Raw genomic sequence first — 16,781 nt, forward strand, 5'->3', positions numbered from 1 at the left:
GATACTTATCCTGTCACGAGAGACGACAGATATGGTCTCCGACCACAGCCCATCCAGCGAACAGTCCTACGACGGCTGCGAGAAGTGCGGCCACGACGAAGCGACCACGGACACGATCTCGACGACCGGAAGCGGGTTCTCGAAGTTCTTCGACGTGCAGAACCGGCAGTTCACCGTCGTCTCGTGTACGAACTGCGGCTACTCGGAACTCTACAAGGGACAGTCGAGCGGCGACGTCGTCGACATCTTCCTCGGTTGAGACGATAGACTCACTCGGTACGGATGTCGATTTTTCGGCCGCTGAGACGTTCAGTTCGGTTGTAAACCGATGGCACTTGGAGGGCTATCCCTTGACTTGGACCTCCACGAACGAGTCGTTTCCACACACGCGACACGTCTGCGGGGCTTGATACCGTGCGTACACGACCGAGCACTCCTCACACGCGTGGAGCGGCCGACCGAGCTGACTGTATTGGTCCGACACAGTACAGAGTACGGTCCAATTAGGCAAAAACACTCTCGTCGAAGACCCGTAGAACCGGTGGAGAATTGAATATAAACGCGGAGTTCTATTCGGTGCGATAGTCGGTGCGTATCCAGCGAGTTCGTTCAAATTGGCTCGTCAGAACCACCCCGGAACTGTCGATAGCGGCCCAACAAACGCTTATCTCTCTCGCTCTCCTCTGCGGAGAGAGCCCATGGGAATTTTCAACGAGCTAGGACGACAGGTCGAGCAGTTCAAACAGAGCGTGGAGAAGACGGCTGAGGAAAACGCAGCGTACCAGTGTCGAGAGTGCGACGCACGGTTCCACACGCATCACGACCAGTGCCCGGAGTGCGGGGCGGAACGGGTCGAATCGACGACGACCGAGGAATGAGTAACTGCGCTCTCGAACGCCCGCTATCCGTCCTCACCCACTAGCGACCGCAGCGCCTCCGTCACCGCGTCTGCGGCCGCCCGAACCTCACTCACCCGAACGTACTCGCGGTCGGCGTGCGCCACCGACCCATCGTCGTCGGCCAACACGCCCGGTCCGAAGACGACCGTCGGCGCGGGCGAGAAGTACGACGCCTCCGTCGCGGCCGTGAAGGGGCGAACTCCTCGCCCAGCGGCGTCGGCGAGCGTCCGCACGAGTTCGTGGTCGGGGTCGGTCGAGAACGCCTCCAGAAACGGTGTCTCCCGGTCGGTGAGCGCGAACTCGACGCCCACGTCGTCGGGGACGTGCGCTCGGACGTGCGCTTCGAGCGCCTCCCGGAACTCGTCGGCCGTCTCCGGGGGGACGCTGCGGCGGTCGACGGTGAGCGAACAGTCGGCGGGCACCTGGTTCGTCGCCTCGCCGCCGGAGATGACCGTCGGCGTCAACGAGGGCGCGCCGAGTTGCTCGTGCGTCCGCGGCGCGGCGTCGACGACTTCGTCGTACGTCCGAATCGCTTCGAGCGCCCCCTCCGCGGCGGCGACGGCGTTCACTCCCGACTGGGATTCGGCGGCGTGGGCGTTCTCGCCCGACAGTCGAATCGTTCCCTCGAATCGACCTTTCGCGGCCGTACAGACGTCCAACCCGGTCGGTTCGCCGACGATGTAGAGGTCGGCGCCGAGGTCGAGCGCGTACGCGCCCGTCGACAGCGTCTCCTCGTCGGGTGTGATCGCGAGCGTCAGTTTACCGTCGGCGTCGCCGCCGGGGGCGACGGCGAAGAATCCGGCGAGCAACGCCGCGAGCGGGCCTTTCGCGTCGCACGACCCCCGCCCGCGAATCACCTCGTCGTCGCCGCTGCCCTCGCGCTCGTATCCGACGTGCGGCGAGACGGTGTCGATGTGCGTGTTGAGCACGACGTGGGGCGACCCTTCGCCGCGAGAAGCGAGGGTGTTCCCGGCGTCGTCGACCGTCGCGTCGATACCCTGTTTCTCGACGGTCTCGACGAGCAGCTCGCGCATCGCCGTCACGTCCTCGTGGGACTCGACGCGGACCGCCCGGTCGAGAAAGTCGACGGGGTCGAAGCTATCGCCGCTCACTGCTCCGGAAGCGCGGCGAGTCGGCCCTCGTACTCCGCCTCGACGGGGCCGCGGAGCGTCGCGCTGCCGCGGTCGGGCACCGTGATTTCGAGGTCGCCGCCCGGCGGCGAGACGCGAATCGGGTCGTCGCCGTCGACGAGTCCGAGGCGCTTGGCCGCGGCGACGATGGCAACCGCGCCCGTCCCACAGGAGCGCGTCTCGCCCTCGACGCCGCGCTCGAAGGTGCGCTGGCTGAAGCTACCGTCGTCGTCGCGGGAGCCGAGCGTGACGTTCGCGCCCTCAGGGAAGGTGTCGGCGTGGCGAACCGCGGGTGCGACCGCTTCGAGGTCTACTGCATCGACATCGTCGACGAACGCGACGGCGTGGGGGACGCCCGTGTTCACGGCGGTGACTTCGAGACCCTCGACCGTCTCGGTGACGAGTTCGCCGTCGTGGTCGGCCGACAGCGGCACATCTCGCGGTTCGAACGTCGGGATACCCATCTCGACGGTGATATCGAGGGATTCGTCGGCGTCGCCGCTCGCGTCGCTGCGGACGACAGCGCGCTTCGTCCCTGACTGCGTGTCGATCATGAACTCGGAGGCGTCGGTGCGGGCCGCCGCCCACGCCGCCGCGCAGCGCGCGCCGTTGCCGCACATCGCGGCGACGGAGCCGTCGGGCTGGACGAGCGTCATGACGATTCTCGGCGGGTGGAAGCGGTCTTCGAGTGCCAAAAAGAGGACGCCGTCGGCACCGTGTCGGTCGTGAACGCCGCTTTCGTCGGCGACGCCCGCCTCGCGGTCGCAGTACGCCTCGGCGAACGCGCCGCGGTAGGGGACCGAGTCGGCGGCGTCGACGACGACGAAGTCGTTGCCGGTGCCGTGGTACTTTTCGAACGATACGGTGTGGTCGAGTGCTGGGCTCATCGTGATTCTACCTCCGTGAGGTCCGTCAGGGTCTCGCGCCGCCGGACCAACGCGGCGTTCGCTCCGCTCAGCGCGACCTCGGCGGGTCGCGGCCGGGAGTTGTAGGTGCTCGCCATCTCGTAGCCATACGCCCCCGCGTTGCCGACGGCGAGCAGGTCGTCCCGTTCGGGACGCGGCAGGGGGCGGTTCTCGCAGAACACGTCCGAACTCTCGCAGATGGGGCCGACGATCGTCGTACCGACCGTCTCTCTGTGTTCGGACGAAAGGTTCCGAATCGCGTGGTACGCGTCGTACATCGCGGGTCGAAGCAGCGTCGTCATCCCGGCGTCGACGCCGGTGACGACCGTCTCGGGCGTCTCCTTCACCGTGTTGACCCGCGTGAGGAGCACGCCCGCGTCGGCGACGACGTAGCGCCCGGGTTCGACCGCGAGCGTCGCCTCGATGTCTCCGATGGCTTCCCGCGTCGCCTCGGCGACGGCGGGCAGGTCGAGCGGTGGTTCGTCTTCTCCGTAGGGGACGCCGAAGCCGCCGCCCACGTCGACGAACTCCAACTCGACGCCCGCCGCCGACACCTCGCGCGCGAGGTCGCCCATCCGGCGGACGAGTTCGCGGTGGTTCGCCAGGTCGTCACCGGAGATACCGCTGCCGGCGTGGGCGTGGATACCCACGAGGTCGAACTCGTCGCTCGCGGACGCGACGAGGTCGGCGGCGCGGTCGTACGGGACGCCGAACTTCGCGTTCGCGCCGGTCCGGACCTTCTCGTGGTGGCCCGCGCCGACGCCCGGGTTGACCCGGACGCAGAGGCGGCCGTCGAAGCCTCGCTCTCGGAGTCGCTCGACGGTGTCGGCCGCGCCGACCGTAATCGTCAGGTCGGGGTGCTCGCGCCACGCGTCGACGACGTAGTCGAGGTCCTCGGCGGGCGGGTGAACGGCGGTGTACTGAATCTCGTCGCCGGAAAACTCTGCGCCGAGCGCCCGGTGGACCTCGCCCGCCGACGCACACTCGGCGGGGAGTCCGGCGTCGCGAACGGTTTCGAGCACCGCCCGGCCGGTGTGGGCCTTCACCGCGTAGCGGACCTCGGCGTCGGGGAACGCGTCGCGCAGGCGAGCGCAGTTCTCCTTCACACGGTCGAGGTCGGTGACGTACAGCGGCGTACCGTGTGCTGCTGCGAGGTCGTCGAGCATCGCGGCGTCCCAGTCGGCGAGTCGCCGGACGGCAGGATTGGTGTGGTCATCGCGCGATACGCCCCCGCAGTCGCTCATTCCCGGAGCGCCTCCTCCCGACGGGTCGCGTCGAGGGTATCGTCTTCGACGTCGAGCGCGACGACGGCGGGCTTGAACGCGCCGCCGGCGAACAGGTCGTGGTCGCCGATAGAGGACTCGACGAAGCGCGTGAACGCGCGGCGCTCCGGCGGCAGGTGGCCGTATATCACTTCCTCCTCGACGAGGTCGTAGACGGGAATCCGCGGCGTCAACAGCGTGTTCTCGCCGACGATGCTGTTCTCGCCGACGACGAACCCCGAGGTGACCCGGCAGCCAGCGCCGAGCGAGACGCCGTCCTCAACGACGACGGGTGCATCTTCGACGGGTTCGAGCACACCACCGATGAGCGTGTTCGCGCCCAACTTCACGTTCGCGCCGATCTGCGCGCACGAGCCGACGGTGTCGCAGGAGTCGACGAGCGTCCCGTCGCCGACGTGCGCGCCGACGTTGAGAAACGCCGGACTCATGACGATACAGTCGTCGCCGAGGTGCGCCCCGCGGCGGAGGACGGTGCCGTCGGGTGTGTTTCGTGTGCCTCGCTCGGCCAAATCGGCCGTATCGCGAAGCGGCAGCACGTCGTGATACGTCACGCCGCCGTACTCGCGGGGTTGGGTCTCGCGCAGGCCGAAGTTGAGGAGGATACCCCGCTTGACCCACTCGTTGGCTTCCCACGAGTCGAGCGAGGAACCGGATTTCTCGGCCGCCCGGACCTCGCCGGCTTCGAGCGCGTCGAGGAACGCGTCGAGCGTGTCCAGCTCGTCGCCCCCCGCCGTCTCGGCGTCGAGTTCGTCGTCGTCGTAGCGCTGCCACAAGTCGTCGATGTCGGATTCGAGCGTCGTCATCGTTCGTGGGAACCTCCAATTACGTCGGAAAAGTCGTACCGACCGACCTCGCGGCCGGCGAGCCACACCGCCGCGTCGAGCGCTCCCGCGGCGAACACGCCACGGGAGCCAGCACGGTGGGTGAGAGAAAGCACCTCGTGGTTTCCGGCGAGAAGGACCTCGTGTTCCCCGGTTACGTCGCCGGCGCGACGCGCGTGGACGCCGATTTCGCCCGTCTCTCGGGGCTGGTCGCCCTCACGGCCGTGGACGCGCCCGGTCGTCTCGCGTTCGGCTTCGATGTCGTCAAGGACGGTGTTAGCCGTCCCACTAGGCGCGTCGCGCTTGCCGTTGTGGTGGGTCTCCGTGACCTCGATGTCGTAGCCTGGAAGTGCGGAAACCGCCTCGCGGACGGCGCGACGGAGTCCCGCGATGCCCCGCGAGAAGTTCGCCGCCTTCAGCAGCGCAACCGACTGGCTGGCGTCTTCGAGCGCCGCCTCCTGTTCCTCCGAAAAGCCGGTCGTGCCGACCACGACGGGGACGCCGGCTTCGGCGCACGCGGCGACGTACTCGACGCTCGACTCGGGGCCGGTGAAGTCGACGAGTACGTCCGGGTCGCGTTCTGCGAGCAGCGACGGGAGGTCGGCTGCGTCTTCGATTTCGTCGTCTATGTCCGCACCGCTGCGTGCGACGGCGAGGACGATAGCCACGTCGTCGCGGTCGGCGGACAGTTCGCGGAGCTCGCCGCCCATCCGGCCGGTCGCGCCCGTAATCGCGACGCGTACCGGTCGGTCGCTTCCGTCGGATGCGCCCTCGCCGTCCGATGCGCCGACGCCGTCCGCGCTCATCCGCTCGTCGCCTCCGTTTCCTGTGGCCGAAGGTCGTCAAGCAGTTCGCGCAGACGGTCGCGGTGCTGCTCGGAGAGTCGTGTCAGCGGCGCGCGCAGATCGGCGGGGCCGTAGCCGCGCATCGCCATCGCCTCCTTCACCGGGATAGGGTTCGTCTCGACGAACAGCTGTCGGACGAGCGGTCCGAGTTCGTGGTGAATCTCGCGGGCGCGGGCGTAGTCGCCGTCGAGCGCCGCCGAGGCGAGTTCGACGGTTCGCTCGGGTTCGACGTTGGCGACGACGCTGATGGTGCCGGTGCCGCCCACCGAGAGCACGGGAAGCGTGAGTCCGTCGTCGCCGGAGAGAACGGAGAACGCTTCGTCCCGCGTGCGCTCGACGATTTCCGAGATCTGATTCAGATCGCCGCTTGCGGCCTTGTAGCCCGCGATGTTCTCGTGGGAGGCGAGTTCGGCGACGGTGCCGACGGTCATGTTGCGGCCGGTTCGCGAGGGGACGTTGTAGACGATTTGGGGGACATCGACCTCGTCGGCGATGGTCCGGTAGTGCTCTATCATCCCGGCGGGTTCGGGCTTGTTGTAGTACGGCGAAATAAGGAGGAGCGCGTCGGCGCCGGCGTCCGCGGAGCGCCGCGAGAGTTCGAGCGCCTCGCGCGTCGAGTTCGAGCCGGAGCCGGCGATAACGGGAATATCGACGGCGTCGACGACGGCTTCGACCACCTCGACGTGTTCGTCGTGGTCGAGCGTCGCGCTCTCGCCGGTCGAGCCGACGGGGACGAGGCCGGCGACGCCGGCGGCTTCGAGGCGTCGGGCGTCGGTCTGCAGTTGTTCGAAGTCGATGCGTCCTTCCGAGGTGAACGGCGTCGTCATCGCCGGGTACACCCCGCGGAACTGGTCGGTTGTCATTGGTGCTGTGGTGGTGTCGAGAGATGGTGATGTAGCGGTGCGCGTCGAAGCTCACCCGAGACGGGGTCGCCACCCCCGCCGCGAGCAATCAGTACGCGCGTTTTTTCAGAAGAGTCGGCCGCGTCGCTGTCGTGGGGCGTGTCCCGAACGCGACGGCCGGTGATGTCACGTTCGCATGACGGTGTTTGCCGGATTTATAGCTTACGTCGTCTGCTAATGCTGCCGTCCGGGCCTTTCTGTCGATTCTGCCGGTTCCGGCACTCGGTTCGCCTTCTCGATTCACTCGGTCGCGCCGTTCGCCGTGTGTTTGCGTGGTTGCGCGGCAGGAGGGGCAAGGAATTAAACGAGGCCCTCCGAGTATGGAGTCGTGACCGAGATACACCCGAACCAGCGCGTCGCCGTCTTGGTCGACGCGCAGAACCTCTACCACACGGCACAGAGTCTCTACTCCCGAAACATCGACTACTCCTCCCTCCTCGAAAAGAGCGTCCAGGGGCGCGAACTCACCCGCGCCATCGCCTACGTCATCCGCGCGGACTCGCCCGAGGAGGAACGGTTCTTCGAGGCGCTCATCGACATCGGCTTCGAGACGAAGATCAAGGACATCAAGACGTTCGGCGACGGCTCGAAGAAGGCCGACTGGGACGTCGGCATGAGTCTCGACGCGGTGACGCTGGCGAGCCACGTCGACACCGTCGTGCTCTGCACCGGCGACGGGGACTTCTCGCGGCTCTGCTCGCACCTTCGACACGAGGGCGTCCGCGCCGAGGTGATGGCGTTCAAGCAGTCGACGGCCGAGGAACTCATCGCGGCGGCCGACTCCTTTCTGGACCTCTCGGAGCGAGAGGACACGTTCCTGCTCTGAACGCGACGATCCGACGGGAACGGAACCTCGAGTCGAAGCGTTTTCGCCGACCGCCGAACAGATCCGAGTATGAGCGATGCTGCGGACCTCGCCGACTTGCGCGTCGTCGCCGACTACCAGTTCGGCGCGGGCGCGGGCGCGGCGCTGTTCCCCGAGACGGGCGACTTCGAACTCCGACGGACGAAGAGCGGCCGCCCCCGACAGGTGTACGACGGCGACGACAGAGTCGTCTCCTACGGCGTCGACGGCCGCTTCCGCCTCGGCGTCGCGGGCGGCCGCCGCCTCACCGAGACGCTCGACGCCCCCGCCTGCCGGGTCGTCGTCGGCGACGAGAGCGAACCGTTCGTCCGCGACGGCAAGAACGTCTTCGCGAAGTTCGTTCAGGAAGTAGGCGACGAGATTCGACAGGGCGACGAGGTGGCCGTCGTCCACGAAGAGGGCGGCGTGCTGGCCGTCGGCCGCGCGGAGCTGTCGGCGTCGGCGATGCTCGACTTCGAGTCGGGGATGGCGGTGAAAGTGCGAAGTGGTGCGGGCGAGAAGTAGCCCTTAGAGGCTTTGTTGAAACCCTCAGTCGGTGACAAATGGAATTTGGCGTGCTGAATACAGGGCGCGATCGGTCACCAACCCGGCCTCAATATGGGCTCATTGAATCACTCGGTACAGGGAAAGTGTCTATCACTCGCTTGTTCCGATGTCGCTACACGATCCCGAATCTGTCCGAATGTGATCTTTCGAGTAAACGAGGAGGTTAACCCGCGAGCACCCCATTTTTGCTATGAACCCTATCAATGACTCAAGAAATTCAAACTGTCTCGACCGAAACAGCATTACGGGTAGTGGCAGATCCGTGTCGACGATCAATCCTCTCCCAGTTGATCGACAGCGAGGAGACCACGGTTACTATTAATACCCTCCTCGATCACATCTCTCCCGAGAACCCTCCTCCGAAGACCACTGCAACTCACGCTGACTCCCTTCCCATCGACGTACACCACATCCATCTCCCGACTCTTGAGGACGTTAACTTGATCGAGTACAACCCGCATACGATGATGATTCGATATAACCCGAACGAGCGCGTTGAGAGGATGCTCCGATTCGTCACCGAAGAGCTGGAATAGAAACTCGAAATGGTGGGGGCCTTTTTACCCACACCAAGTCAATTGTTACCATGGTGAGTTTCGAGGAGGAGCAGGCTGTAGCCGAAGCGCTCGACCGATTGCAAGACCTTGGGCTGTCTAAGTACGAATCTCAAACTCTCATCAATCTTGTACGACTCGGGACGGGAACCGCACAAGACATCACGCGAATCAACGGTGTCCCCCGGACTCGCGTGTACGAATCGGCAGAGCGACTCCACGAATTGGGATTCGTCGACATCCAGCACACGACGCCGCGAAAGTTCACCGTAATCTCCGAGGAGACGATCATCCGAATGCTCAACGTCAAACGCGAGAACACGATTACCGAACTCGCGGAGTGTCTGGAGGAGATCGGCCCCGCCCAGCCACAACTCGAACAGTTCGGCGTCTGGACGGTCACTGGACGGGAGGCGGTGTCATCCCGCGTTGAGGAGTTCATCGCCGACGCTGACGAGCAGATCGTCTACATGACTATCGACGAATTGCTTACCGACGAACACCTCGACAGGCTTCAGGCTGCCGCAGAGCGCGGTGTCGAGATACACTTGGCGGGGATTTCAGAAGAAGTCCAGGAACGTATCCAGGAATCGGTACCGGAAGCCGAACTGTTCGAGACCCTCTGGGAGTGGGAGGAGACGCCCGCTGGAAGCCTGCTAATCACGGACGAAGAGACGGCGCTCGTGAGCGCGCTCGTGGACGATACCTCCGCTACCGAAGAGATCGAGGAGACGGCGATCTGGGGTGCCGGCGACCGAAACAGTCTCGTCGTCGTCCTGCGGGCGATCTTTACCTGGCGACTCAACGGGAACCAGCCGTCGTAAGGCCATCCTGTTGTTTACTCAATTAATCACACTACGCTCTTGTTTCTCAATCCCGTGCGAAGAGTATGGTCGCAGAACGAGAAAGTACTGATCAATCTGCCGAGGCACGCGAGCCATTATTCTGCCGAACATACGATTGGTCAGCTACAGCGGCAAGTTTGGCCACGCTCACTGCTCTGGGAAAACTCGAAGAGGTCGATCCGGTGGAACTCTCCGATGTTCTCGGTACCACACTATACGACCACATTGATCCCGAAGCGTTAGACACGCTTGTCGCTGGCGAAGGACGCGTCAACCTGTCGTTCTCGATCGACGACTATCGGGTGCAGATCGACGGTGAGGAGTTGACGATTACTCGCCAGTAAGGTCGTTACCGATCTCCTCGCGATCAGTTCGCACGCTCTACTTCGCGGTTAGTTCAGCGCCGATGAGACGGAATAAGCGGGGTCTCCATGAGAGATGCATCCTCTACATTCAGCACCCCACTTCTCACAGATTGGTGACCGTTGGAGACACCACCCCAACCGAGACACCGCTCAGGTTCCCGGTTCGATGCGGTCGACGAGTCCATCGAAATCCGTGTCGAAACTCAACACCGCATCGATACCACGTGACTCACACAGCGCGACGATCGACGCGTCGGTGAAACTGAGATCGTGGTCGTCGTATCGGCGAAACGCTTCCAGGGACGCGTGAACGTCGTCCGGTTGGAGGTGAAGTAGCTCGAAGACGCGAGGAAATGGCTCTTCACCGAGGATTCGACTGGCGACGGCGTTCGCGGCCTCGAACGACCCTGTCCGAGCACGCGTAAGCGTCACCGTTTCGTCGAAGACGTAGTCGTTCGTGTACGGCTGTCCGTACTCACCATCGAGCAACGCATCGAACGCATCGACGGCGTGGTCGTGTCGAGCCGCATCCGTATCGTGGTGCGCGAAGAACACGCCGGTATCGACGAAGACACTCATCCGTACAGCACGTCGTCGATATCGTCTTCGGTCGTCGTGACGCCTGACGAGACCATCCCATCGTGAAATCTCTCACGGTCGGAGTCAGCAAGAGGAACCCGTTCCTCACGGAACGAGTCGATGAGGTCGGCTTTCGACTCGATAGCACGCTCGACGAGCCGGGCGAGGATCTCCTGTTGGGTCACTCGTGTCCCCATCTCCAGTCGTATCTCGGCCTGTAACCGTTCGAGACGTGACTTGGTGTCGTCGTCCATCTTCACCGAGGTCGCCATACTATCTGGTAGAAAACACTACCGGGTAAACCTTTCCACGTACTCTGCTGATACGTTCATCTTTTGCTGCATGCATCCTCTGTATTCAGCCCACATCACCTGTTAGCGAAGGCGGGTTTCAACAGATCCACCTCAGAGATACGGCGCGAGACCGAGCGCCTGCACGAGCGAGACGCCCGCCAAGAGCGACCCAACGAGGTAGCCGCCTATCGCGCCGCCGTTCAAAAGCGGGAGGCCGGCGTGGGCGCGGCCCTTCGCGACGGCCCACATCAACACGCCAAGACCGAGGAACGTCCCGACCATCGCCGCGAGCGCGGGGAGGTTCAACGCCGGAATCGGGGCGAACCCGAACGTCGCCGCGGGCGAGAAGAACGCTGCACTGGCGACGAGCACGGTCGGCATCACTGCGTCGCCGAGACCGATGAAGAACGCGTCGCGTCCGGCGTCGGCCTCGTCCGCTTCCGCTTTGCCGTCATCGTCCGCGAGGGCCGCTGTCTCTGCACCGTTCTCGCTTTCGCCGCCCGCTCCGTTCTCGCTGTCGGTTCCCTCCTCATCCTCGTGGACGTCGCTCGCGCCCGAGAAGTCGTCCTCCAGAAGCGAGTACGACAGCGACAGCGGGATGACCAGCACGACCGGCACCCGCAGATCCATCACGCCCTCGGCGAGGCTGAGCATGTGCTCGGTGCCGTAGACGCTGATGGCGTCGTAGACGGCCAAGACGGCGAGGAGGACGATAGCCGGGAGAACGCCGAAACTGATGCCGAACAGTCCCGCGGCACCAGCGCCCATCAACACGCCCGCGGTGTCGACGACGTACCACTCCGGGTAGACGTAGAGCGCCAGCGAGACGCCTGCCGCGAGCGCCAGCGTCAGGAGGTCGAGGGAGCCCGCGCCCGTCCGGACGACGAGCGTCGGCGGGACGACGGCGCTGAACACGTACCACGCGAGCATGCCGCTGCTGAGGAGGACGAGCGCGCGGACGGTCCACGCCGCGTCGTAGCGGAAGGCCAGAAGCATCCCGGCGGTGGCGACGAGAATCGCGCCGATGTAGACGAAGCTGTTCGTCGGGTCCGAGGGGTTCTCCACGGCCTGATAGCCCGCCGTGTCGAACGTCGGGACGAGCGCGAGCGCCCCGAGTTGGACGAGGAGGAAGATGAACGCGGCCAGGGCGGTGCCGCGGTGCATGCGAGGGTCCATCGACGACCGGTTAGCGCGCGGACGGTTTGGTGGTTCCGCTTGGCGGCGAGCGGGGGGACGGCCGGAGGTGAGCGAACGAGAGCGACCTCACCGCGCGTACAGTTTCGTGCCGACCATCGACGGGAGCTTCGAGCGGTCTTTCGGCGTCACGGCGACGTAGGGCGCGTCGACCGGTCCGAACACGTCGACGATGCGGCCCGCAGACGAGAGACTCTCGTCGACGACGCTCGTGCCGATTCGGGGGTCCTCGTCGCCCTCCCAGCGGACGATGGCGAGGCCTTGTGCCGTCCGGGAGACGGTGCCGACTCGCTGCATCAGTCGCGGAGGATGCCGACGTACGCGGCGACGGCTTGCACGAGGTCGTTCTTGGTGGCGTCGTCGGCTCCCTGTACGAGCACGCAGCCGCGGGTCTCGTACTCGCGGGAGTACGTCTTGTCACGCTCGATTATCGCGTCGTAGCCGACCTGCTGGACGGCTTTCGCGATCTCGTCGACCGTGGGCTCTTCGACGGCGGCCTTCAACGGGACGCGTCGCCCCTCCGAGCGAGTCTTCCCGGCGTCGAGATAGGCGGGCCAGATGACGTTTTCGACCATGGTCGGAGTGTACGCCGCGGGAAAAAGACGGTTGTGGTCGCGTTTCGTGAGTCGTCGGTCACACTCCGACGGTCGACGCTCGACGGCCGGTGGTCGGCGGTCAGCTACGAGCGCCGTGCCGCCAGCGCCGCCACGACGAGCGCGGCGACGGCGGCGGTGACGCCGAAGCCGGGAGTAGTCGTCCCGGTGGTCTCGGCGTCGGTCGCCCCGTCGTCACCGTCGGTCGACTCGGTCGTCTCCGCGGCCTCGGTGTCGGTCGTCGACGCCGACGAGTCGTTCTCGGCGTTGGCGTCCGCACTCGCGTTCGACGTCGCGTTCGCCTGCACCTCCGAGCGGTCGACGAACGCCGCATCGGCGTCGGGGTGGAAGCCCTCGGTCATGTTCCGCACCGCGTAGACGACGCTGCGTGGTGCGGGCTGGTTGAGGTAGTTCTGGTCGACGACGACGTACCGCTCGTCCTCACCGGCGGCGGTGCTGGCGTACGGTTCGGTCGTCACGTAGCGCTCGCCGTCGGCCTCCGTCTGGACGAGCAGTATCTCGGGGTTCGCCTCGACGACGACCTCGTCGCTCACCTGCGGGTAGCCGCTCAGCCCCCGCTCGGCGGCGACGTTCGAGCCGCCGGAGGCGTTGATCATCGCGCTGATGAACGTGTCGCTGCCGGCGACGTAGCCGCCGCCGAGCGGGTAGAGCACCGAGGGTCGCTCGGCGTCGGCGGTCGCGTTCTCGGCGGCGTCGACGTTCCGAGTCATCCACGCGTTCGCCTCGGCCGCGCCCTCGCAGTTGCCGGTGAGTTGGCCGGTGAGCGTCGTCTTCTCGCGGACGTCCTCGACGGTCTTCGCCTCCGGCATGTAGAACACGGTCAGCCCGGAGTCGCGGAGCGACTCGACGGTCTCGACGGGCGTCGCGTTCGGCGCGAGCACGAGATCGGGGTTCGTGCCGACGACCTTCTCGTTGTTCACGCCGAAACCGGACGCTGAGACGTTCGTCCGGTTCTCCGCGCCGTCGAGGTAGAACGCGAACTGCGAGACGCCGACGACCTGCTCTTCGCCGCCGATCTCCCACATCGTCTGGGCGGCGCTCGGGTTGAGCGTCGTCACGCGCTCGGGTCGTTCTTCGACAGTCACTTCGGTCCCCGTCGCGTCGGTCGCGGAGAACGGGAACGAACAGTCGGCCTGCATCGCCGGGGATGCGCCGAGCTCGGCGGTACCGGCATCTGCGGCACCCACTCCGGCCGGCGTCGGCGCTGCCGCCCCTGCCGTCGCGGGCGCGACGAGCGAGAGGACGACGAGCGCCGTGAGAATCGTAGATACTGTCTGTCGCATCGTACCCCAACGGAGTCACCAATCCAATAAGTATTTGCCTACTGCAAGCAGGCTTTCGTACAGATGAGAATCGCGACACGCGCGGGCGTCTGGTCGACCGCCCTGCTCGGCGCTCTCGTCGGCGTCGTGCTCGTCAGCGCCGGTGTCGGCCCGGTCGCTATCGAACCGCTGACCGTCGCGAAAGCGACGCTCAACGCGCTCGCGGTCCCCTCGTCGCTCTCGCTCGGGCAGTCGACGGTCGTGGGCGTCGCGCTTCCGACGCCCACGGTGGGGTTCTCGCACCCGTTCTCCTTCACCGTCGAGGAGACCCACCAAGTCATCGTGACGACGATTCGGCTCCCGCGCATCCTCCTGGGGGCCGTCGTCGGCTTCGCGCTGGCGACGGCGGGCGTCGTCATGCAGGGGTTCTTCCGGAACCCGATGGCCGACCCTTCCATCATCGGCGTCTCCTCCGGCGCGGCCGTCGGCGCCGTCGCCTCCCTCGTCGTGCCCTTCGCGCTCCCGTTCGGCCTCGGTCTACAGGGGGCGGCGTTTCTCGGCGCGCTCCTCACCGCCTTCGGCGTCTACCTCATCGCCAGCGAGAACGGGAAAACGCCCGTCGCTACCCTCCTCCTCGCGGGCGTCGCGGTCCAGACGTTTTTAGGAGCCGTTATCTCCTTCATGCTCCTGCACAGCGGCGAGAGCCTCCGACAGGTCGTCTACTGGCTGATGGGCCACCTCGACAACGCCTCGTGGGGCGACGTGGGCGTCGCGGCGCTCGTCGTCCCGCCGCTGTTTCTCGTACTGCTCGCCTACGGCCGCGACCTGAACGTCCTCCTCTTGGGCGAGGAGGACGCCCACAGTCTCGGCATCGAAGTCGAGCGCACAAAGCGCGTGCTGCTGGCGGTGTCGAGTCTCGTCACGGCCGCGGCCGTCGCCGTCTCGGGGGTTATCGGCTTCGTCGGCCTCATCGTCCCGCACGTGATGCGCCTCGTCGTCGGTCCGGACCACCGCATCCTGCTGCCGACGAGCGCGCTCGCGGGCGCGGCGTTCCTCGTCGCCACCGACACGCTCGCGCGCTCTGGCACGGCGGAACTGCCGGTCGGAGTCGTCACCGCGGCGCTGGGCGCGCCCTTTTTTCTCTACCTGCTTCGGACCCAGGAGGTGCGCTCGCTGTGAGCGACCCCGATAGGGAACCGGGTATCGCCATCCGCGTCGACGACCTGGCGGTCGAACTCGGCGGCGTCTCCATCCTCGACGGCGTGGACGCGACGGTCGAACGCGGGACGTTCGTCGGTCTCGTGGGACCGAACGGCGCGGGGAAGACGACGCTGTTGCGCGCGCTCTCGGGATTACTTCGCCCCGCCCGAGGCTCGCTCGTCGTCGACGGCGTCCCCATCGAGGGCCGGTCGTCGAAGGAGGTGAGCCGACTCGTCGCGACCGTTCCACAGGACACCTCGCTGTCGTTCGAGTTCGACGTGCGCGAGACGGTCGCGATGGGGCGCTCGCCGCACCTCGGGCGGTTCGAGCGGTTCGGCCCCGAGGACGAACGCGCCGTCGACGACGCGATGGCCCGGACGGAGATCGCCCAGTTCGCCGACCGCTCGGTGACGGCGGTCAGCGGCGGCGAGCGCCAGCGAGTCCTGCTGGCGCGGGCGCTCGCGCAGGACGCGCCCGTGCTCCTGCTCGACGAACCGACCGCGAGCCTCGACATCAACCACCAGGTGCGGACGCTCGAACTCGTCCGCGACCTCGTCGCCGGTGGGAAGACCGTCGTCGCGGCCATCCACGACCTCAACCTCGCCGCGCACTACTGCGACGAGTTGCTCCTCCTCGGCGACGGCCGCGTGTTGGCCGCTGGCGAGCCGCGGTCGGTGCTCACCGAGGCGAACCTGGAGACGGCGTTCGGCGCGAACGCGGTCGTCTCCCGGCACCCGGTGACGGGCTCTGTGTACGTGACCGCGCTCCCCGACGACCACCGGCGAGGCCGCGGCGACCGCGAGGGCCGAGTCCACGTCGTCGGCGGCGGCGGCAGCGCCGCTCGACTGCTCTACCTGCTCAGCGCCGCGGGCTACGACGTGTCGGTCGGCGCGCTCAACGAAGGCGACTCGGACACGGAGACGGCACGCAGTCTGGGATTGGACGCGGTGACCGTGCCGCCCTTTGCGGCCGTCGACGACGAGACGCGGGCAGTCGTCGAAAAACGGGTGATGGAGGCCGACGTGACCGTCGTCGCCGACGTGGAAGTCGGCGAGGGTAACCGAGCGAACCTCGAGGCCGCCCGCGCGGCGTCGGCGCTCGTCGTCGTCGAGGAACGCCCGTTCTCGGAGCGGAACTACGCCGGTCCAGCGGTCGCCGAGACGTACGCCGACCTCCGCGAGCGGGCGACGGTGGTCTCGCCGAGTCGCGTCGTCGGCGCGGTGGACGCCGCCGTGAGTGGGTCAGAGTCGCCTCAGTCGTCCCGACCGTCGGCGTCGTCCGACTCGCCCCCGCCGTCTCGCTCCTCCGACCAGCGGTCGTAGAGCGCGTCGCCGACAACGGACCCCACGACGCCCGGCAGGAGAAACAGCGACCCGACGAAGACGGCGACGATGCTGAACCACCGCGACAGCGGGTCCGTCGGCGGCCACAGCAGCGGAATCCACCGGACGACGAACTCCCAGAAGACGGCGACGAGCAGAAACGAGAGGACGGTCGTACAGCCGAGGCGGACGGCGAGGCGTCTCGGGGACGGACCCGGTCGCGGTTCGGGGAACTCGAACTCGTCGGCCACGGTCGGCGTTCGTGCGCCACGGATATAACCGACACGCGGTGCGCGCACCGCGAGAGAACCCCCACGACGCGCGAAGCGTCAGCCTTACTCGCTACCGGGGCGTCGC

General features: G+C 66.3%; 22 protein-coding genes. 9 read left to right on the forward strand and 13 right to left on the reverse strand.

From position 1 onward, the window contains the following. Positions 1–31 precede the first annotated feature (31 nt). Together LAQ74_RS09400 and LAQ74_RS09405 are read left to right on the forward strand one after the other, a co-directional pair. Complete coding sequence (locus LAQ74_RS09400) at positions 32–259, forward strand: zinc ribbon domain-containing protein (RefSeq protein ID WP_224332293.1); 228 nt, start codon at positions 32–34, stop codon at positions 257–259. Positions 260–698: 439 nt separating this feature from the next. Continuing rightward, positions 699–878, forward strand: coding sequence for a hypothetical protein (locus LAQ74_RS09405; protein WP_224332294.1), 180 nt, complete (start codon positions 699–701; stop codon positions 876–878). A gap of 23 nt (positions 879–901) precedes the next feature. Here LAQ74_RS09405 and LAQ74_RS09410 read toward each other — a convergent pair whose 3' ends face one another. The 6 genes from LAQ74_RS09410 to dapA are packed head-to-tail and all read right to left on the reverse strand — an operon-like array spanning position 902 to position 6,746. Continuing rightward, positions 902–2,011 (reverse strand): M20 family metallopeptidase, encoded by a 1,110-nt coding sequence (locus LAQ74_RS09410; protein WP_224332295.1) that lies wholly within the window; start codon positions 2,009–2,011, stop codon positions 902–904. Then, the gene (dapF, locus tag LAQ74_RS09415; RefSeq protein ID WP_224332296.1) at positions 2,008–2,916 is read right to left on the reverse strand and encodes a diaminopimelate epimerase; all 909 of its coding nucleotides are present in this window, start codon (positions 2,914–2,916) and stop codon (positions 2,008–2,010) included. Before dapF ends, LAQ74_RS09410 begins: the two co-directional genes overlap by 4 nt. Then, the gene (lysA, locus tag LAQ74_RS09420; RefSeq protein ID WP_224332297.1) at positions 2,913–4,178 is read right to left on the reverse strand and encodes a diaminopimelate decarboxylase; all 1,266 of its coding nucleotides are present in this window, start codon (positions 4,176–4,178) and stop codon (positions 2,913–2,915) included. The genes dapF and lysA overlap by 4 nt, the downstream gene beginning before the upstream one ends. Further along, positions 4,175–5,020: a 2,3,4,5-tetrahydropyridine-2,6-dicarboxylate N-succinyltransferase gene (locus LAQ74_RS09425; protein WP_224332298.1), complete on the reverse strand. Its 846-nt coding sequence runs from the start codon at positions 5,018–5,020 to the stop codon at positions 4,175–4,177. The genes lysA and LAQ74_RS09425 overlap by 4 nt, the downstream gene beginning before the upstream one ends. Beyond that, positions 5,017–5,844: a 4-hydroxy-tetrahydrodipicolinate reductase gene (gene dapB, locus LAQ74_RS09430; RefSeq protein WP_224332299.1), complete on the reverse strand. Its 828-nt coding sequence runs from the start codon at positions 5,842–5,844 to the stop codon at positions 5,017–5,019. Before dapB ends, LAQ74_RS09425 begins: the two co-directional genes overlap by 4 nt. After that, complete coding sequence (dapA, locus tag LAQ74_RS09435; RefSeq protein ID WP_224332300.1) at positions 5,841–6,746, reverse strand: 4-hydroxy-tetrahydrodipicolinate synthase; 906 nt, start codon at positions 6,744–6,746, stop codon at positions 5,841–5,843. Before dapA ends, dapB begins: the two co-directional genes overlap by 4 nt. 367 nt (positions 6,747–7,113) lie before the next feature. On the opposite strand from dapA, the gene LAQ74_RS09440 reads away from it, so the two are divergent. From LAQ74_RS09440 to LAQ74_RS09460, 5 genes are all read left to right on the forward strand, one after another. Beyond that, entirely contained in the window at positions 7,114–7,611 is a 498-nt protein-coding gene (locus tag LAQ74_RS09440) for a LabA-like NYN domain-containing protein (protein WP_224332301.1), read from the forward strand. A 69-nt stretch (positions 7,612–7,680) separates the two neighbouring features. Beyond that, positions 7,681–8,154: a PUA domain-containing protein gene (locus LAQ74_RS09445; protein WP_224332302.1), complete on the forward strand. Its 474-nt coding sequence runs from the start codon at positions 7,681–7,683 to the stop codon at positions 8,152–8,154. Positions 8,155–8,447: 293 nt separating this feature from the next. Further along, on the forward strand, positions 8,448–8,732 hold the full coding sequence (locus LAQ74_RS09450; protein WP_224332303.1) for a DUF7344 domain-containing protein: 285 nt from the start codon (positions 8,448–8,450) through the stop codon (positions 8,730–8,732). Positions 8,733–8,782: 50 nt separating this feature from the next. After that, entirely contained in the window at positions 8,783–9,574 is a 792-nt protein-coding gene (locus LAQ74_RS09455; protein ID WP_224332304.1) for a TrmB family transcriptional regulator, read from the forward strand. Between the two features lie 65 nt (positions 9,575–9,639). Then, the gene (locus tag LAQ74_RS09460; RefSeq protein ID WP_224332305.1) at positions 9,640–9,939 is read left to right on the forward strand and encodes a HalOD1 output domain-containing protein; all 300 of its coding nucleotides are present in this window, start codon (positions 9,640–9,642) and stop codon (positions 9,937–9,939) included. Between the two features lie 171 nt (positions 9,940–10,110). Here the strand turns inward: LAQ74_RS09460 and LAQ74_RS09465 are convergent, their stop codons facing one another. From LAQ74_RS09465 to LAQ74_RS09490, 6 genes are all read right to left on the reverse strand, one after another. After that, on the reverse strand, positions 10,111–10,539 hold the full coding sequence (locus LAQ74_RS09465) for a type II toxin-antitoxin system VapC family toxin (RefSeq protein ID WP_224332306.1): 429 nt from the start codon (positions 10,537–10,539) through the stop codon (positions 10,111–10,113). Then, positions 10,536–10,811: a hypothetical protein gene (locus tag LAQ74_RS09470; protein ID WP_224332307.1), complete on the reverse strand. Its 276-nt coding sequence runs from the start codon at positions 10,809–10,811 to the stop codon at positions 10,536–10,538. Before LAQ74_RS09470 ends, LAQ74_RS09465 begins: the two co-directional genes overlap by 4 nt. Before the next feature lie 132 nt (positions 10,812–10,943). Further along, positions 10,944–12,008 carry a presenilin family intramembrane aspartyl protease PSH gene (locus LAQ74_RS09475; protein WP_224332308.1) on the reverse strand — a complete coding sequence of 355 codons (1,065 nt, stop codon included), beginning with the start codon at positions 12,006–12,008 and terminating at the stop codon, positions 10,944–10,946. 87 nt (positions 12,009–12,095) lie between these two features. After that, positions 12,096–12,323: an H/ACA ribonucleoprotein complex subunit GAR1 gene (locus tag LAQ74_RS09480; protein ID WP_224332309.1), complete on the reverse strand. Its 228-nt coding sequence runs from the start codon at positions 12,321–12,323 to the stop codon at positions 12,096–12,098. Beyond that, positions 12,323–12,601 carry a signal recognition particle subunit SRP19 gene (srp19, locus tag LAQ74_RS09485; RefSeq protein ID WP_224332310.1) on the reverse strand — a complete coding sequence of 93 codons (279 nt, stop codon included), beginning with the start codon at positions 12,599–12,601 and terminating at the stop codon, positions 12,323–12,325. The genes LAQ74_RS09480 and srp19 overlap by 1 nt, the downstream gene beginning before the upstream one ends. 104 nt (positions 12,602–12,705) lie before the next feature. Further along, positions 12,706–13,923, reverse strand: coding sequence for a PGF-CTERM-anchored ABC transporter substrate-binding protein (locus tag LAQ74_RS09490; RefSeq protein WP_224332311.1), 1,218 nt, complete (start codon positions 13,921–13,923; stop codon positions 12,706–12,708). A gap of 63 nt (positions 13,924–13,986) precedes the next feature. On the opposite strand from LAQ74_RS09490, the gene btuC reads away from it, so the two are divergent. Together btuC and LAQ74_RS09500 are read left to right on the forward strand one after the other, a co-directional pair. Next, positions 13,987–15,081, forward strand: coding sequence for a vitamin B12 ABC transporter permease BtuC (gene btuC, locus LAQ74_RS09495; RefSeq protein WP_224332312.1), 1,095 nt, complete (start codon positions 13,987–13,989; stop codon positions 15,079–15,081). Then, positions 15,078–16,424: a heme ABC transporter ATP-binding protein gene (locus tag LAQ74_RS09500; protein WP_224332313.1), complete on the forward strand. Its 1,347-nt coding sequence runs from the start codon at positions 15,078–15,080 to the stop codon at positions 16,422–16,424. Before btuC ends, LAQ74_RS09500 begins: the two co-directional genes overlap by 4 nt. Here the strand turns inward: LAQ74_RS09500 and LAQ74_RS09505 are convergent. Further along, complete coding sequence (locus LAQ74_RS09505; RefSeq protein ID WP_224332314.1) at positions 16,355–16,675, reverse strand: hypothetical protein; 321 nt, start codon at positions 16,673–16,675, stop codon at positions 16,355–16,357. The two genes, LAQ74_RS09500 and LAQ74_RS09505, sit on opposite strands and share 70 nt — an antisense overlap. Positions 16,676–16,781 lie beyond the last annotated feature (106 nt).

This window comes from Haloprofundus halobius, from assembly GCF_020097835.1.
Classification (GTDB): domain Archaea; phylum Halobacteriota; class Halobacteria; order Halobacteriales; family Haloferacaceae; genus Haloprofundus; species Haloprofundus halobius.

Coding starts and splice junctions, on each gene's coding strand:
- LAQ74_RS09425 (WP_224332298.1), bottom strand. CDS start 5,020: ATGACGACGCTCGAATCCGACATCGACGACTTGTGGCAGCGCTACGAC.
- dapF (WP_224332296.1), bottom strand. CDS start 2,916: ATGAGCCCAGCACTCGACCACACCGTATCGTTCGAAAAGTACCACGGC.
- dapA (WP_224332300.1), bottom strand. CDS start 6,746: ATGACAACCGACCAGTTCCGCGGGGTGTACCCGGCGATGACGACGCCG.
- LAQ74_RS09475 (WP_224332308.1), bottom strand. CDS start 12,008: ATGGACCCTCGCATGCACCGCGGCACCGCCCTGGCCGCGTTCATCTTC.
- LAQ74_RS09445 (WP_224332302.1), top strand. CDS start 7,681: ATGAGCGATGCTGCGGACCTCGCCGACTTGCGCGTCGTCGCCGACTAC.
- LAQ74_RS09490 (WP_224332311.1), bottom strand. CDS start 13,923: ATGCGACAGACAGTATCTACGATTCTCACGGCGCTCGTCGTCCTCTCG.
- dapB (WP_224332299.1), bottom strand. CDS start 5,844: ATGAGCGCGGACGGCGTCGGCGCATCGGACGGCGAGGGCGCATCCGAC.
- btuC (WP_224332312.1), top strand. CDS start 13,987: ATGAGAATCGCGACACGCGCGGGCGTCTGGTCGACCGCCCTGCTCGGC.
- LAQ74_RS09465 (WP_224332306.1), bottom strand. CDS start 10,539: ATGAGTGTCTTCGTCGATACCGGCGTGTTCTTCGCGCACCACGATACG.
- LAQ74_RS09470 (WP_224332307.1), bottom strand. CDS start 10,811: ATGGCGACCTCGGTGAAGATGGACGACGACACCAAGTCACGTCTCGAA.
- lysA (WP_224332297.1), bottom strand. CDS start 4,178: ATGAGCGACTGCGGGGGCGTATCGCGCGATGACCACACCAATCCTGCC.
- LAQ74_RS09405 (WP_224332294.1), top strand. CDS start 699: ATGGGAATTTTCAACGAGCTAGGACGACAGGTCGAGCAGTTCAAACAG.
- LAQ74_RS09400 (WP_224332293.1), top strand. CDS start 32: ATGGTCTCCGACCACAGCCCATCCAGCGAACAGTCCTACGACGGCTGC.
- srp19 (WP_224332310.1), bottom strand. CDS start 12,601: ATGGTCGAAAACGTCATCTGGCCCGCCTATCTCGACGCCGGGAAGACT.
- LAQ74_RS09480 (WP_224332309.1), bottom strand. CDS start 12,323: ATGCAGCGAGTCGGCACCGTCTCCCGGACGGCACAAGGCCTCGCCATC.
- LAQ74_RS09460 (WP_224332305.1), top strand. CDS start 9,640: ATGGTCGCAGAACGAGAAAGTACTGATCAATCTGCCGAGGCACGCGAG.
- LAQ74_RS09455 (WP_224332304.1), top strand. CDS start 8,783: ATGGTGAGTTTCGAGGAGGAGCAGGCTGTAGCCGAAGCGCTCGACCGA.